A 14,044-nucleotide genomic window follows, 5' to 3' on the forward strand; every position below is an offset into this window, starting at 1 on the left:
AACTCGCTGATAAAACCTTACCCTGTATTTTAACACAGAAAACCCTGTCGACGAGAATTCTCATACGGTGGAGTCTAGGGCGTGTCTGATCATGAACGATAACGGGGTACGGGAACCGATTTCCGACTCCGCGCCGGGTTCCCTCCTGCAAATGTGAAACGGTCCTTCGAAAACCCGCTCGATTGTCGGGCATAGCGAGACCCGGGAGTGAAGCGACCGAGGCGAGACTTGTGCTCCCCTGAGTGCAAAGGGCGCTACGCTGGAATCGGCGATTTACCAGACACACTCTAGGGGCGCTTCGCCGGTCGCACTATGGCAGAACACGACACCTCTTTTTACACCTATGTTACTGGATCATGAGCCGTGCTGTCTGTCGATGACAAAGGAGAGGAGAGTACCCCTCAATGGTTACATGTTCTCCAGGTCTTCCCCGGTGAGTGATACATCTTTCGGTTTACATTTTCTCTTTCTTATAGTAAGATATTTGTAATTCTTATATCCGATTAAATTTATAGGAATTTGAGGTGATCAAGATGGCGATGGAATCTGTCCGTCCGCCGTTAAACAAAGCGAGCGATTTTCCTGGATCATCGAGGCAACCGGCGATGGCTGATCCGCAAACCGGAGTGATCGCCGCCACCCTGATCATCGCTCTCGCGCTCAGCTACGCCATTTGGAGCAGTCAAGGGCCGCAACAGGGCCTCCTCTACGGCATCGGTCTCCTGTTCGGTTATACGCTGTTTCACGCCCGGTTCGGATTTACATCGGCTTTCCGGCAACTCCTGTCCGTCGGGCAAGGAGCCGGAATCCGGGCACATATGTTGATGTTGGCGGTCGCTTCCGCCTTGTTCGCCCCTCTGCTGGCCGCCGGAGTCGGCTTTTTCGGAGTGGAACCCACCGCCTCCGTCGCTCCCCTGGGGGTGAGTGTCGTCGTCGGTGCTTTCCTCTTTGGCATCGGCATGCAATTAGGAGGAGGGTGTGCCTCGGGAACTCTTTATCACATCGGGGGCGGCCGCTCCGCCTCCCTGCTCACCCTGACCGGTTTTATCACCGGATCGGTAGCGGGAGCCTGGCATTGGGACTTCTGGACGAACCGGATGCCTTCCTTGCCCCCGATCTCCCTCGCGGAAAGTACCGGGCTTGGATACGGCGGTGCTCTTGCGGTACAACTAGCTATTTTGGCCGCTATCGCCGGCGGAACCCTGTATATCGCCCGCAAGCGGCGGCCACCGCAGATGAAGCCTCTGCCTCGTGCTAAAGGCTGGGTGCGGATCATCCGCGGATCCTGGCCTCTTTGGGCCGCCGCCGCGGCTTTGGCCGCATTAAACGCAATCACTCTCCTGGTAAATGGGAAACCCTGGGGTATTACCTCCGCCTTCGCCCTTTGGGGTTCCAAAGTGGCGATGGCATGGGGGATCGATGTCACCCAATGGACCTACTGGTCCGGTGACAGAGCCGCCTCCCTTCAAGATCCCGTCTTCGCCCACGCCACCAGCGTCATGGACTTTGGCATCATCCTCGGGGCAATTCTGGCCGCAGCCGCCGGAGGGGCTTTCGCCCTCCGAAAAATCGATGGGCGGCTCGCCATTGCCTCCATCGTCGGCGGATTATTGATGGGATATGGAGCCCGCTTGGCCTACGGGTGCAACATCGGGGCTTATTTCTCCGGAATCGCTTCCTTCAGCCTTCACGGTTGGCTGTGGATGATCCTGGCCCTGGCGGGGTCCTACCTCGGATTATTCCTGCGTCCCCTGTTCGGGATGAAGAATCCGAAACCGGAGGATTCCGTCTGTTAACAAAACACGGACCTGAAAAAGGCGATGCCTCGACAGAGGAGGCATCGCCTTTGTTTGTTTCATTTATTCTGCCACAATCGATCCTTTCAGATCTGGCAGGAGGATTGGCCCCGTTTCTGCAAATAGCGCTGGTGGTATTCCTCCGCTCGGTAGAAGGTGGGAGCCGGAACAATCTCCGTGACAATCGGATCCTTAAATCGACCGGAGGCATCCAGTTCCTTTTTGGACTTTTCCGCCGCCTCTTTTTGTTCATCATGATAATAAAAAATAACCGAACGGTACTGACGGCCGACATCCGGCCCCTGCCGGTTGAGGGTGGTCGGATTGTGGTTTTCCCAAAACAACTGAAGCAGTTCCTCATAGGAGATCACAGAGGGATCGTACTTCAGGTAAACCACCTCCGCATGTCCGGTTTGATCCGTGCAAACCTCTTCATAGGTCGGGTTCTCGGTTTTCCCGCCCATATAACCGACAGCGGTTTCGACCACACCTTCCACTTTACGAAAAAGTTCCTCCACACCCCAAAAGCATCCCGCTCCAAAAGCCGCCGTTTCCATCACTCCAACACTCCTTTTCACGAATCACTGTCATCGACCCTCATCATGGGTCAGGTGGGGGCTGACTCCGATTTTTGTCTCCGCACCGGGTTGCCCCCAGATATAAGAATATCCGCTCCGTATCCTCCGAAAACTCCGCGAGGTTTGTCGGACAAACACCGTCATACCGGAAATCAGGGTCAACTCTTTCATGAACCGGACATATCCTGCTATTCGACGGTTGATCCGATCGTATCAGGTTCCACTCTATTCCGGCAACCTGGTCGATCCTGATTTTACCGCATCCTTTTAGTTGACATCGATGAGCCTCTCTCTATATAATTCACTTTAGCACTTAAAAGCGTATAAGCAATAAAGAAGAATGAACTGCCATTTCGCCTCAAAAAACGATCGTACACATCTGCACATCGAAGATTTACCAGTAGGGTACCGCGAAAAAACTTTCGTCCCTTTGGAACGGAAGTTTTTTTATTCATCCACCCCAGAGGCTGTAGAAAGGATACAGATCTATCATGAACCAACGAAAAACAGGACCTGTTCTTCTCCTTTTTTCCGTTTTATTCGCTATTTTATTCGTGTCATTGGTTCATTTTCAAATACCCCCCCATATTCCCCTGCTCGTCAGTTTAGTGATCACTGCCGGATACGGTTTTTTGACCGGATCGGACTGGAGATCGATGGAAAAGGGGATAATCACCGGCATCTCCAAAGGGTTGCAACCAATCTTGATCCTGCTTGTCGTCGGTCTGGTCATCGCCGGATGGATGATCGGCGGGACCGTACCCACTCTGCTGGTTTACGGAATGGAGTGGATCGATCCGGAATGGTTTGCGATCAGTGCGCTGTTCATCACGATCTTGGTCTCCACCTTCGCCGGCAGCTCCTTTACCACCGTGGGAACCATCGGTGTCGCCCTGATGGGTGTCGCCTCCGCGATGGGGATCTCCCCGGGCCTGGCGGCTGGAGCCGTTATCTGCGGAGCCTGTTTCGGGGATAAAATGTCCCCTTTGTCCGATTCAACCAATCTGGCCTCGGGAACAGCGGGAGTGAACTTGTTTACCCATATTCGCCACCTGACAGGGACGACCGTTCCCGCCCTGCTCGTCACCGTCGTCCTCTTTGCGGTGATCGGTACTCCGGCTTCTTCGGGGGAATTGACCCGGTTGACCGATATCAAGCAGACTCTGCAGCAATCGTTTCCCATTCATCCCTTGACCTTAGCGCCTCCGCTGATCGTGATGGGGCTGGCATACCGAAGATATCCCGTTCTCCCCACTCTGATGTCGGGCCTTTTGGCCTCCGTCCTTTTTTCTTTTGTCCTGATCCCCGACTTAACCCTTCCCCGGCTGATGGAAGTACTGCAAAACGGCCCCGACATGGAAACAGGCAATGAAGCAGTAAACGCCATCGTCAACAAAGGCGGTCTACAGTCGATGATGGGAACCGTCTCCCTTATTCTGATCACTTTGGCTCTGGGAGGTCTGACCAAAACTTTGGGCTTATTTGACCTCTTATTGCAAGCGATTCGGGGATCTCTGAGACGAACCGGGCATTTAATCGCCGCGACAGCGGCCTCTTCCGTCGGGGTCAACCTGTTGGCAGGAGAAATGTATCTGTCGATTTTATTGCCCGGACAAGCCTTTAAATCCGTCTACGAAGAACAAAACATCCCTTTAAAACACCTGTCCCGAACCCTGGAGGATGCCGGAACCCTGATCAATCCGCTGATTCCCTGGGGAGTGAGCGGTGCCTTTTTCGCTTCGACCCTGGGAGTCTCCGTCGGGGAATATCTCCCCTTCACCTTCTTCCTGTATCTTTCCTTGCTGATGACTTTGATTATGGGGTACCGAAGGCAAAGATCATGAGGGAAGATTCTTCTTTTCTACGGAAATAGATGCATCACTGATCGCACGGGGTTAACCGTAAGCCTGGGCAGCGACCGCAAATAGATGCTCGTTGAAGGGGGGATCATCCCCCTTTAATGCCATCACCGGGGGCTTTCGTACCCGTTCAAACCCGCTGTCGGATAAGAACCGGGACAACACCCGGTGTTCTGAAGGGATATCAATACGCTTCCACCCGTTATGCTTTTTGGCCAGATGATCAATCAGTAAATAGGCCCCATCGTATCCGGGGCTACGACGGGCCCGATCATCAGCATTCTCGGATTTTGAACTCCGAGTCCATAACCAAGCACTTCCCCTGTCCGGCTTCGGAGCATCACGCGATATACGGCTTGTTTGATTCGATTCTCCAAAAAAATGCTCCGATCCCCCCCAAAGGCTTCCTGATCCAATCGGATGATTTCCGGAATATCTTGTTTCAGTATCGGTCGTATTGTATAGCTATCCGTCCCGGACAAGGAACCGCTTATGTATTCTTTGGCCACGAATTTATGGAGCGTAGTTACTGTTTGAAAGCCCAGTTTTTCATACAAGGGTTTTCCTTCCTCCGTGGCTACCAACATGATCGAGCGGTCGGAAACCTTACTGATACATTTTTTGACTAATTGTGTAGCCAATCCTATTCTTCGATAATCCGGATCTACCATAACCATACCTAAGGAAGCTATCGTCTTGTAGGGAAAAATAGCAGCCGTCGAGATCACTTTTCCTTTTTTGTTTCGATGCCCAAAAAGAGATCCCGATTTTAAAATAAGGTCGATTTCCTCTTCCGAATAATCCCAACCCAGTCGATCGAAAAGAAGGACGACATCCGAACCATCCTTCTTGACCAGGGGCTCGATATGGAGAGGCAAATAGGATGCCCCCTTTCTTTTTATAAAACAATCACCCCAAAAACCGAGGCCGGCATTCTTCCGGCCCCGGTTTTTCTTCACTTCTCGGTGATTAACTCCAACTGAACCGGATAAAACTCCTTCACCTTCTCTCCCTGGGCGGCTTCAGCCGCTACGCGGACGGCGATTTTGCCGATCTCTCCCGGCTTTTGGGCGATGGTCGCCCCCATTTCTCCTTTATTCACAGCTTCAACTGCATCATCGGTGGCATCAAAGCCAACGACGAGGATGTCTTTTCCGGCGGAACGGATCGCCTGCAAAGCTCCCAGAGCCATCTCGTCGTTATGGGCGAAAACCGCCTGGATGTCCGAATGGCTCTGGAGGATATTCTCCATCACCTTCAGTCCCTCCGCCCGGTCAAAACCGGCAGGTTGGGAGGCCACCACCTTGACATCTTTTTTTCCGTCCACGGCTTCATGAAACCCTTTGCCGCGGTCCCGGGCGGCGGAAGTGCCTGCAATCCCTTGCAATTCCACCAGATTCCCCTCACCGCCGATCTCATTCAGGATGAATTCTCCGGCCATTTCACCGCCTTTGACATTATCCGAAGCGATGTGGGAAACCACCTTTCCTCCTTCGGCCTCCCGATCGATGGTGATAACCGGGATATCCGACTGGTTGGCCGATTCCACAGCGGTGGAGACCGCCTTACTGTCCGTTGGGTTGATCAACAACAGATCCACATTTTTCTCCATCAGATCTTCCACGTCATTGATCTGCTTCGCCGTATCGTTCTGAGCGTCGGCGACGATCAGCTCCACCCCTTCTTTCTCAGCCGTTTTTTTCGCCTCATCCCGTAAGGTGACGAAAAAGGGATTGTTCAAGGTGGAAATCGAAAGGCCGATCGTTACGTCCTGATCCGGTTTTTTCTCTTCCTGCTCCAGAGCAGACTCGGTTGAACAACCCGCCAACAACAACCCCATAACCAACCCGACCGCCAACAGACACAACAGCCCTTTGCGCATGGAAATGACCTCCTTCTTGTTCAAAACCCTGTGCAGGGTCATTTCTTTCGGGAACGATCCAGCAAAACAGCCAAGAGAATCACGGCCCCTTTCACCACTTGCTGATAAAAGGAGGAGACATTAAGCAGGTTGAGCCCGTTATCCAACACACCGATGATCATGGCACCGATCAAGGTTCCGGTCACCCATCCCTTTCCTCCGGCCAGGCTGGTTCCGCCCAACACCACCGCGGCGATCGCATCCAGTTCATAGGTGGTACCCGCGGTCGGCTGAGCGGAATTGAGCCGGGCAGTCAGAATGATCCCGCTCAAAGCGGCAAACAGACCGCTGACGGCATAGACCCGGATCTTCACCCGATCGGTCCGCACCCCGGACAGCAGAGCCGCTTCCTCATTGCCGCCCAGGGCGTAAACATGACGGCCAAAGGGAGTGTTTTTCAATATCAAGTAGACGATGACAAAAGAGACCAGCATCCAAATGACGGGAATCGGAATCTCAAAGAAATACCCCTTCCCCAGCATCGCAAAGGTATCACTGTCGTAGGAAATCGGCCTCCCTTCGGTATAAACCAGCGTCAGTCCTCGAAAGATGGTCATGGTAGCCAAAGTGGCGATAAAGGGGGCCACTTTCCCCTTCGCGACCAACACCCCGTTTCCTGCTCCCATCACCGTGCCGGCGGCCAATCCTGCCAAAACGGCCAGCCAGGGATCCATCCCGCCGGCCAACATCCCGGCAGACAATGCGCCGGACAAAGCCAGAATCGAACCGACGGACAAGTCGATCCCCCCGGTGAGAATCACAAAGGTCATCCCGAAAGCGAGGAGTGCATTAATTGAGATTTGGCGCAACACATTGAAAATATTTGTGATACTCAGGAATTCACGACTGATCAGGGACAGGGCCAAGATAATCAAACCCAGACCCACCAGTGGACCGATTTGCTGTACCCGACCGGGTTTGAGATTTTCGGTTTTGATTTCAGTCTGCAAGTTTTCCACCTCCCGAAGCTGCTATCATCACCTTTTCCTGGGTCGCTTCATCCCGGTCGAATACACCGCTGATCCGTCCTTCATGCATCACCAGCACCCGGTCGCTCATCTCCAGGACCTCGGGCAAATCCGAGGAGATAAGCAATATCGCCATCCCTTCTTCGGCCAACCGGTTCATCAACCGGTAAATCTCCGCCTTCGCCCCGATATCCACGCCCCGGGTGGGCTCATCCAGTATCAACACCTTGGGCCGGGCGGCCAACCATTTGCCGATCACTACCTTTTGCTGGTTTCCGCCGCTGAGTGTCCCCACTTCCTGATCGGAGTCGGCGGCACGGACAGAAAGCTGTTTCACCTGTGCCTCTGTCATTCGTTTTTCCACACCTCGACGTAGAATACCGAAGGAAGTAAGCGCCCCCAGGTTGGGCAGGGACAAATTCTCCTTAACCGACCGGGACAAGACCAATCCCTGTTCCTTGCGGTTCTCTGTCACATAGGCTATTCCGGCGCGAATCGCATCGATCGGTCGACGAATGGTAACAGGCCAACCGTCGATGGACACCCTTCCCGCATCCAAGCGCTCGACGCCAAAGAGCAAATCCGCTACCTCCGTCCGCCCCGCTCCCATCAATCCGGCCAGTCCCAAGATCTCCCCGCCCCGTATCGTAAAGGATATATCCGATACTTTTTCTTTTCGGGTCATCCCCTCCACCTGCAAACGCTCCCCGCCCATGCGGAGACTCCGCCGGGGAAAGCGCTCCCGGATCTCCCGTCCCACCATCATTTGAACCAGTTGGTCCATATCGGTGGAACCGGTTTCCCGAGTGCCGACAAAAGTGCCGTCCCGGAGGACGGTCATCCGGTCGGAAATCCGGAAAACTTCCTCCATCCGGTGGGAGATATAGATCATACCCACCCCGTGCCGCTTTAACGATTCAACGACCTCAAAGAGAGACTCGATCTCCCGGTTGGTCAAGGCGGCGGTCGGTTCATCCAGTACTAACACCTTCGCCTGGAGGGATAATACCTTGGCAATCTCCACCATCTGTTGCTGTCCGACGGAGAGTTCCCCCACTTTTTGATCGGGATCGATCCGAACTCCCAGCTGAGACAGATATTTTTGCGACTCCTCCCGCATCCGGTTCCATCGGATCGACCTCCACTTGTATGTAAACTCCCGGCCCAAAAACATATTTTCCATCACCGTGAGTTGGGGAACCACCGGAAGCTCCTGATGAATGATGGCAATTCCCAGTTGGGTCGCTTCCCTGGGGGAACGAATCGTTCTTTCCCTCCCATCCACCCAAATCCGACCTTCATCCTTGGCGTAGATGCCCCCGAGAATTTTGATCAACGTGGATTTTCCCGCTCCGTTTTCTCCCATCAGGGCATGTACTTCTCCGGGGGCGAGAGTGAAAGACACCTCCTTCAATACCCGGACACCGGCAAACGCTTTGCTGATCCCTTTCATCTCCAACAACGGTTCAGTCATGGACGGTTTCTTCCTTGATCAAATGATTCCACTTCCTCCCGGTTCGGCATCCCCGATTGGGCCCCTAACCGAGTGACCGCCAATGCGGCGGTTTTTCCGGCAAAACGGACCGCCTCTTCCAGACTCCCGCCCTCCGCCAAGGCGACAGCCAGTCCGGCGTTAAAGGCATCGCCGGCTCCGGTGGTGTCCACTGCTTTCACGGAATGGCCGGGTACTCGCACCGTTTCTTCCCCGGGAGAAAGGTAGGCCGCTCCATCCTCTCCCAGGGTGGTCACCACATGACCGACCCCCCGATCCAACAGGCGACCCATCGCCCGATCCAATCCCTCTTTTTCCGGGGAAATTCCGCTTAAAAGCTCGAGCTCCGACCGGTTCGGCGTCAGATAGTCCACCTGTTCCAGCAGGTCCTGTGGTAAATCCCGTGCCGGAGCCGGATTGAGAATCACTGTTTTCCCGGCTTTTTTCGCCAGCTCCACCGCCTGTTGGATCGCCGGTAAGGGGACTTCCAGCTGCAACAAGACCCCATCCGCCCCGGTGATCACTTGTCGGTGCTGCTCCACATCCGAAGGCAAAGTGTGGGAGTTGGCCCCGGAAACAACAGTGATGCGGTTATCTCCCTGTGAAAGAAGAATAGAAGCAATCCCGGTAGAGGCTTCCGTCACGGTTTTCACGGTTCCGGTATCCACTCCCCGCTCCTGTAGAGAGGACAGCAGAGACTCGCCGAAGGGATCGTCTCCCACCGATCCGATCATCGAGGTCTTCGCACCGAGAGAGGCCGCCGCAACCGCCTGATTAGCCCCTTTTCCGCCGGGGATGAAGTGAACCTCCTCTCCCATCACGGTTTCTCCTTTCTGAGGCGCCCGTTCCGCTTTCACAACCAGATCCATGTTAAGACTGCCCACGACTGTCACTTTACCTCTTTGACTCATCGCCTGACTCTCCTTTTGGTAGAATCCCTTTCAACCAATTGAACGTCCAACTCCGTCACGGACGGCTCCTCCGTCTCTCCGCGGATCCGGCCAATCAGCCGTTTCGCCGCTGTCGCTCCCATTTCGTAGATCGGTTGGGCAACGGTCGTCAGTTCCGGTTCGGTCATCTCGGCAATCGCCACTCCGTCAAAACCGCACAAGCTGACCTGCTCGGGAACGGAGACTCCCATCCGATGGAGAGCTTTCAGCGCCCCCGCCGCCATTAAGTCATTCCCGGCAAAAATCCCGTCCACATCCGGATGATACTCCAGCAAAGCTTGTGCCGCCCCGATGCCCCCGGATATGGAAAAATGTCCGGGAACAATCAGTGCCGGATCGAACCCTTTCAAATGACGGATCGTATCCAAATATCCCTGTTTTCGCTCCTGGGCGGTAATCAGCTCTTCCGGCCCGGCGATGTGGGCGATCTTGCGGCACCCGAGGGACAGCAGGTGTTGGACCGCCGTTTTCGCCCCCTCGACATTTTTCGAACGGATGATACTGCAGTTTCCTCTCCGGGGGGCCCGGTCCAATACCACCAGTGAAATTCCGTGGCCCCTCATCGTCTGGATATCCTCCTCATCCAACGTGTTGGAAGCGAAGATCATACCATCAATGTACCGCTGCTGAAGCACTTGGATATACAGTTTCTCTTTGGGTGCCTGATCGTCGGAATTGCAGAAGATCACCGTGAACTTGTGATGCCGGGCGGTATCCTCCACCGCCCGGGCCAGTTCCGAAAAAAAGGGGTTCATGATATCCGGCAAAATGACGGCGATTGTCCCGGTTTTTTTACTGGCCAACCCCCGTGCGACGGTATTGGGTTCGTAATCCATCACCTGGATCGCTTCCCGCACCCGGGATTCCGTATCTTTGTTCACATAGCTGTTCCCATTGATCACTCGGGAAACAGTCGCCACGGAAACCCCGGCTTGTCGGGCCACATCTCGAATAGTCGTCATATTGTGAATATCACCCATTTTCGACTGGTAACCAATTACAACCTTATGTAAAAAAGATTATTTGTAACCGGTTACACTTTCTTTTTGTTCAACCCTACTCCATTTGTATTAAGGGTGTCAATCCCATTTTATTGTAGGATCAAAAATGAGCGCCCCGTGATTGAACAACCCTTTCAGAAGGAAAGATTCAAGCGTATAATCCTTGACCGGGAAAGGAGCGTTTGTATGAAAGCCGTTATTATGAAAGGATACGGCGGGCCGGAACAGATGGAACTCGCCGATGTCCCCAAGCCGAAACCGGGTGACCGGGACGTCCTGATCGAAGTTCATGCCACTTCGGTCAACCCCGTGGACTGGAAAATTCGGGAAGATTATCTGAAAGGATTTTTGGAATACGACTTTCCTCTGATTCTCGGATTTGATGTCGCCGGCATCGTTGTGGAAACCGGTTCGCAGGCTTCCCGGTTTCAACCGGGAGACAAGGTATTCAGCCGCCCGGACATTCAACGGAACGGCGCTTATGCAGAATATATCGCCGTCGACGAGTCTTATGTGGCTCCCAAACCGGACAACCTTTCCTTTGAGGAAGCGGCTTCCGTCCCTCTTGTCGCCTTGACGGCCTGGCAGAGCCTGTTCGATTTCGCCGGCCTGAACGAAGGGCAAAAGGTATTGATCCACGCCGGTGCCGGCGGAGTGGGCAGTATGGGAATCCAGTTGGCCAAACATACCGGAGCCCACGTGCCGGAGCCCACGTGGCGACCACTTGCAGTACCCGAAACGTCGACCTGGTAAAGAAATTGGGAGCCGATGAAGCGGTGGATTATACCCGGGAGGATTTCGAAGAGCGATTGCAAAACTATGATCTCGTCTTTGACACGCTGGGCGGAGAAATCCAGCAAAAAAGCTATCGAGTCCTGAAAAAAGGAGGTACACTGGTCTCCATCGCCGAACCTCCCCGGGAAAGCGATGCGGAACCCTATGGTGTCCGGGTCGGTTATGTATTTGTTCAATCCAACGGGGAGCAGCTGGCTAAAATCGGAGACATGCTGGAAGAGGGCGAATTAAAACCCCTGATCGCCGAAACCGTTCCCCTGGAACAGATCAAACAGGCTCACGAAAAGAACAAAGAAGGCCATACCCGGGGGAAAATCGTCGTTCAGGTCAAGGAATAAACTCCATTCAACCTGCTAAGCACGACGGTTGCCGTCTTTAAGAAAAAAGCCCACCCGACTGCACCGGGTGGGCGTTTTTGATATGCAAAAAACGCATAGCGAGACCGGTCAATGGAGCAACCTTGGCGAGGCTTGTGCTCCCATGAGTGCAAAGGATCTACGCCGCCCTCCCCCTCCCCAACTTGGTTTCCAGATCGGGGCACTAGAAGCGTTGTGAAATAAGTGAGCGGCGGCATTTACCCGAAGCCGCTCCGAATCTTCCTGCTGCGGGCAGGGGCAAATGCCTGCGGATGCAACACAAAGAAGCTTTTGCCCCTAAACGCCCTTGCAGGCTGATTCTCCGCTGGGCAGGACAGCGTCCTTTACTTCGGGCGCTAGCCCATCAATTCTGTGGTGCCCGTGGGTGCAAAGTCGCTAATTCGGGTAAACGCTCCCCTCCTCTTCTTGAATCGAACATTAAATCACAACGCTACTAGGGTGTATCTCTTTCCTTCTTCCGTTGTTTTTCGGAGAAAAAAAGAATGTGGGGGCGACCGGTTCTCGGATGGCGGATCACTTCCGTATCCACGCCGAAGATTTGACGAAGCAAATTCGGTTGGAGCAGCTGTTCCGGTGGTCCTGAAGCCGCAATTTTTCCGTTGCAAATGGCATACAGCCGATGACAGTAGGTGGCGGCGATATTCAGATCGTGTAAAGCGGCGAAGATGGTGATATCCAGTTGCTCCAGTAAATCCATCAGTTGCAATTGATAACGGACATCCAGATGGTTGGTCGGCTCGTCCAATATCAGAACCTGAGCCTCCTGGGCCAACGCCCTGGCGATCAATACCCGTTGTTTTTCTCCGCCGGACAGGCTTAAAAAGGATCGCCCCCGGAAATCCGCCATCCCCACTCGCTCCAAAGCATTCGCCGCAATGTCCCGATCCGAATCGGTTTCCGCCTCCCACCATCCTTTATGAGGATGACGACCCATCCGCACCATTTCTTCCACGGTAAAATCGAATTCAACCATGGTTTCCTGGCGCAGAACACTCATCAACTGCGCCATTCGCCGGCGGGAGAGGGAACGGACATCCCGCTCGTCCAGCCGAATCACCCCCTGATCGAGCTTGAAACGGCGATACACATTTTTCAACAAAGTCGATTTCCCGCTCCCATTGGGACCGATCAGCCCGACGAATTCTCCGCTGTCGATCCGGCAGTCAATCTCCCGGAGCAGTTCGCGTTCCCCAATCGAATAAGAGACAGCCTCACATGAAAGGTTCATCGATCATCCCCTCCAAACGTATACGAGCTGCGACGCAAAAGCCAAATAAAGAAAGGTCCCCCGCACAGGGCGGTGATGATTCCGATGGGCAGTTCTTCCGGGGCGATCGCAACCCTGGCCAACACATCCGCCCAGATGACGAACATCGCTCCCAGTAAAGCACTCACCGGCAAAACGCGGCGGTGATCCGAGCCCGTAAACGGACGGACCATGTGAGGAACCATCAACCCGACAAAGCCGATCGGCCCGCTGACCGCCACAATGATCCCCGTCAACAATGCGGAAGCAACGATGATCTCCACACGGAACCACCGGGTAGCGACACCGAGGGTTTCCGCCGTCTCTTCACCGAGAAGCATGGCATTCAGCGAACGGTGCCTGATATACAGGTAGACGATACCCGCGATCACGACGAGGGAGGGAAGCGAGAGGGAAGTCCACTCAGCGCCGGCTAAACTGCCGAACAGCCAGAACATCGCATTGCGGATCTCCGCTTCGTTTTTGGCGGTGATGACGATCAATTGGGTAATGGCGGAACCGATCGCGGAAATGGCGACTCCCGCCAGAATCACCCGCACTGGAGACAGATGCCCGCGAATATGAGACAACAGCAGTACGGTCAGAACCGCCGACAGAGCCCCGATAAAGGCAGCCGCCGACAAGGCATAAACCCCTAACAGACTGAACGCTCCCAACAGGATCACCAGGGTGGCTCCCACGGAAGCTCCGGCGGAAACCCCGATAATATAAGGATCAGCCAGGGAGTTTTTCAGCAAAGCCTGCATCGCCGTTCCCACCACCGCCAATCCACTGCCCACTATCACCCCGAGCAGGGCCCGGGGGAAGCGAACCTCCCAGACAATCGTCTGCTGAGCTGTCGTCCCGTCTGCGGAGCCTCCCAATATTTGCGAAATAGCGATATCCCAGACGGTCACCGGATGAATCCGTACGGGACCGATCATGACCGCTAAGGTGACGGAAATCAGGAGCAAGAGAAACATCCCGGCCGTAACCGTCGGAAAAAGGAGGGGGGATCGGCAGGGTTTCACCAACAGGGATCGTTTCTTTTTTTCCATCGG

12 protein-coding genes and 1 pseudogene are annotated in these 14,044 nt (G+C 54.3%); 3 read left to right on the forward strand and 10 right to left on the reverse strand.

Annotation, left to right across the window (positions count from 1 at the left end):
- Positions 1-533: 533 nt before the first annotated feature.
- Positions 534-1,796, forward strand: coding sequence for a YeeE/YedE family protein (locus CHM34_RS11915; protein ID WP_094264846.1), 1,263 nt, complete (start codon positions 534-536; stop codon positions 1,794-1,796).
- Between the two features lie 86 nt (positions 1,797-1,882).
- On the opposite strand, the gene msrA is transcribed toward CHM34_RS11915, so the two are convergent.
- Entirely contained in the window at positions 1,883-2,353 is a 471-nt protein-coding gene (gene msrA / locus CHM34_RS11920) for a peptide-methionine (S)-S-oxide reductase MsrA (RefSeq protein ID WP_094265037.1), read from the reverse strand.
- Positions 2,354-2,865: 512 nt separating this feature from the next.
- Between msrA and nhaC the strand changes: the two genes are divergently transcribed.
- Entirely contained in the window at positions 2,866-4,218 is a 1,353-nt protein-coding gene (gene nhaC / locus CHM34_RS11925; protein WP_094264847.1) for a Na+/H+ antiporter NhaC, read from the forward strand.
- A gap of 51 nt (positions 4,219-4,269) precedes the next feature.
- On the opposite strand, the gene CHM34_RS20435 is transcribed toward nhaC, so the two are convergent.
- The 7 genes from CHM34_RS20435 to CHM34_RS11955 all read right to left on the reverse strand — a co-directional run bounded on the left by CHM34_RS20435 (position 4,270) and on the right by CHM34_RS11955 (position 10,526).
- Positions 4,270-4,464 carry a GNAT family N-acetyltransferase gene (locus tag CHM34_RS20435; RefSeq protein ID WP_500690233.1) on the reverse strand — a complete coding sequence of 65 codons (195 nt, stop codon included), beginning with the start codon at positions 4,462-4,464 and terminating at the stop codon, positions 4,270-4,272.
- Positions 4,461-5,111: a GNAT family N-acetyltransferase gene (locus CHM34_RS11930; RefSeq protein WP_169713712.1), complete on the reverse strand. Its 651-nt coding sequence runs from the start codon at positions 5,109-5,111 to the stop codon at positions 4,461-4,463. Before CHM34_RS11930 ends, CHM34_RS20435 begins: the two co-directional genes overlap by 4 nt.
- A gap of 77 nt (positions 5,112-5,188) precedes the next feature.
- Complete coding sequence (gene rbsB, locus CHM34_RS11935; protein ID WP_094264849.1) at positions 5,189-6,115, reverse strand: ribose ABC transporter substrate-binding protein RbsB; 927 nt, start codon at positions 6,113-6,115, stop codon at positions 5,189-5,191.
- Between the two features lie 38 nt (positions 6,116-6,153).
- On the reverse strand, positions 6,154-7,104 hold the full coding sequence (locus CHM34_RS11940) for an ABC transporter permease (protein ID WP_094264850.1): 951 nt from the start codon (positions 7,102-7,104) through the stop codon (positions 6,154-6,156).
- Positions 7,094-8,596, reverse strand: a complete 1,503-nt coding sequence (locus CHM34_RS11945; RefSeq protein WP_094264851.1) for a sugar ABC transporter ATP-binding protein — start codon at positions 8,594-8,596, stop codon at positions 7,094-7,096. The genes CHM34_RS11940 and CHM34_RS11945 overlap by 11 nt, the downstream gene beginning before the upstream one ends.
- Complete coding sequence (gene rbsK / locus CHM34_RS11950) at positions 8,593-9,525, reverse strand: ribokinase (RefSeq protein WP_094264852.1); 933 nt, start codon at positions 9,523-9,525, stop codon at positions 8,593-8,595. Before rbsK ends, CHM34_RS11945 begins: the two co-directional genes overlap by 4 nt.
- Positions 9,522-10,526 (reverse strand): LacI family DNA-binding transcriptional regulator, encoded by a 1,005-nt coding sequence (locus tag CHM34_RS11955; RefSeq protein ID WP_094265038.1) that lies wholly within the window; start codon positions 10,524-10,526, stop codon positions 9,522-9,524. The genes rbsK and CHM34_RS11955 overlap by 4 nt, the downstream gene beginning before the upstream one ends.
- Positions 10,527-10,751: 225 nt before the next feature.
- On the opposite strand from CHM34_RS11955, the pseudogene CHM34_RS11960 reads away from it, so the two are divergent.
- Positions 10,752-11,698, forward strand: a pseudogene (locus tag CHM34_RS11960) (NADP-dependent oxidoreductase).
- A gap of 472 nt (positions 11,699-12,170) precedes the next feature.
- On the opposite strand, the gene CHM34_RS11965 reads toward CHM34_RS11960, so the two are convergent.
- Both CHM34_RS11965 and CHM34_RS11970 read right to left on the reverse strand, forming a co-directional pair.
- Positions 12,171-12,965 (reverse strand): ABC transporter ATP-binding protein, encoded by a 795-nt coding sequence (locus CHM34_RS11965; protein WP_094264853.1) that lies wholly within the window; start codon positions 12,963-12,965, stop codon positions 12,171-12,173.
- Complete coding sequence (locus CHM34_RS11970; protein WP_094265039.1) at positions 12,962-14,041, reverse strand: FecCD family ABC transporter permease; 1,080 nt, start codon at positions 14,039-14,041, stop codon at positions 12,962-12,964. Before CHM34_RS11970 ends, CHM34_RS11965 begins: the two co-directional genes overlap by 4 nt.
- Positions 14,042-14,044 lie beyond the last annotated feature (3 nt).

The sequence above is a fragment of the Paludifilum halophilum genome (assembly GCF_002245355.1).
Taxonomy (GTDB): domain Bacteria; phylum Bacillota; class Bacilli; order Thermoactinomycetales; family DSM-45169; genus Paludifilum; species Paludifilum halophilum.

What these genes read in the sequence shown, in the direction of transcription:
- CHM34_RS11915 (WP_094264846.1), top strand. Translation starts at nt 534, where the DNA reads ATGGCGATGGAATCTGTCCGTCCGCCGTTAAACAAAGCGAGCGATTTT.
- msrA (WP_094265037.1), bottom strand. Translation starts at nt 2,353, where the DNA reads ATGGAAACGGCGGCTTTTGGAGCGGGATGCTTTTGGGGTGTGGAGGAA.
- nhaC (WP_094264847.1), top strand. Translation starts at nt 2,866, where the DNA reads ATGAACCAACGAAAAACAGGACCTGTTCTTCTCCTTTTTTCCGTTTTA.
- rbsB (WP_094264849.1), bottom strand. Translation starts at nt 6,115, where the DNA reads ATGCGCAAAGGGCTGTTGTGTCTGTTGGCGGTCGGGTTGGTTATGGGG.
- CHM34_RS11945 (WP_094264851.1), bottom strand. Translation starts at nt 8,596, where the DNA reads ATGACTGAACCGTTGTTGGAGATGAAAGGGATCAGCAAAGCGTTTGCC.
- rbsK (WP_094264852.1), bottom strand. Translation starts at nt 9,525, where the DNA reads ATGAGTCAAAGAGGTAAAGTGACAGTCGTGGGCAGTCTTAACATGGAT.
- CHM34_RS11955 (WP_094265038.1), bottom strand. Translation starts at nt 10,526, where the DNA reads ATGACGACTATTCGAGATGTGGCCCGACAAGCCGGGGTTTCCGTGGCG.
- CHM34_RS11965 (WP_094264853.1), bottom strand. Translation starts at nt 12,965, where the DNA reads ATGAACCTTTCATGTGAGGCTGTCTCTTATTCGATTGGGGAACGCGAA.
- CHM34_RS11970 (WP_094265039.1), bottom strand. Translation starts at nt 14,041, where the DNA reads ATGGAAAAAAAGAAACGATCCCTGTTGGTGAAACCCTGCCGATCCCCC.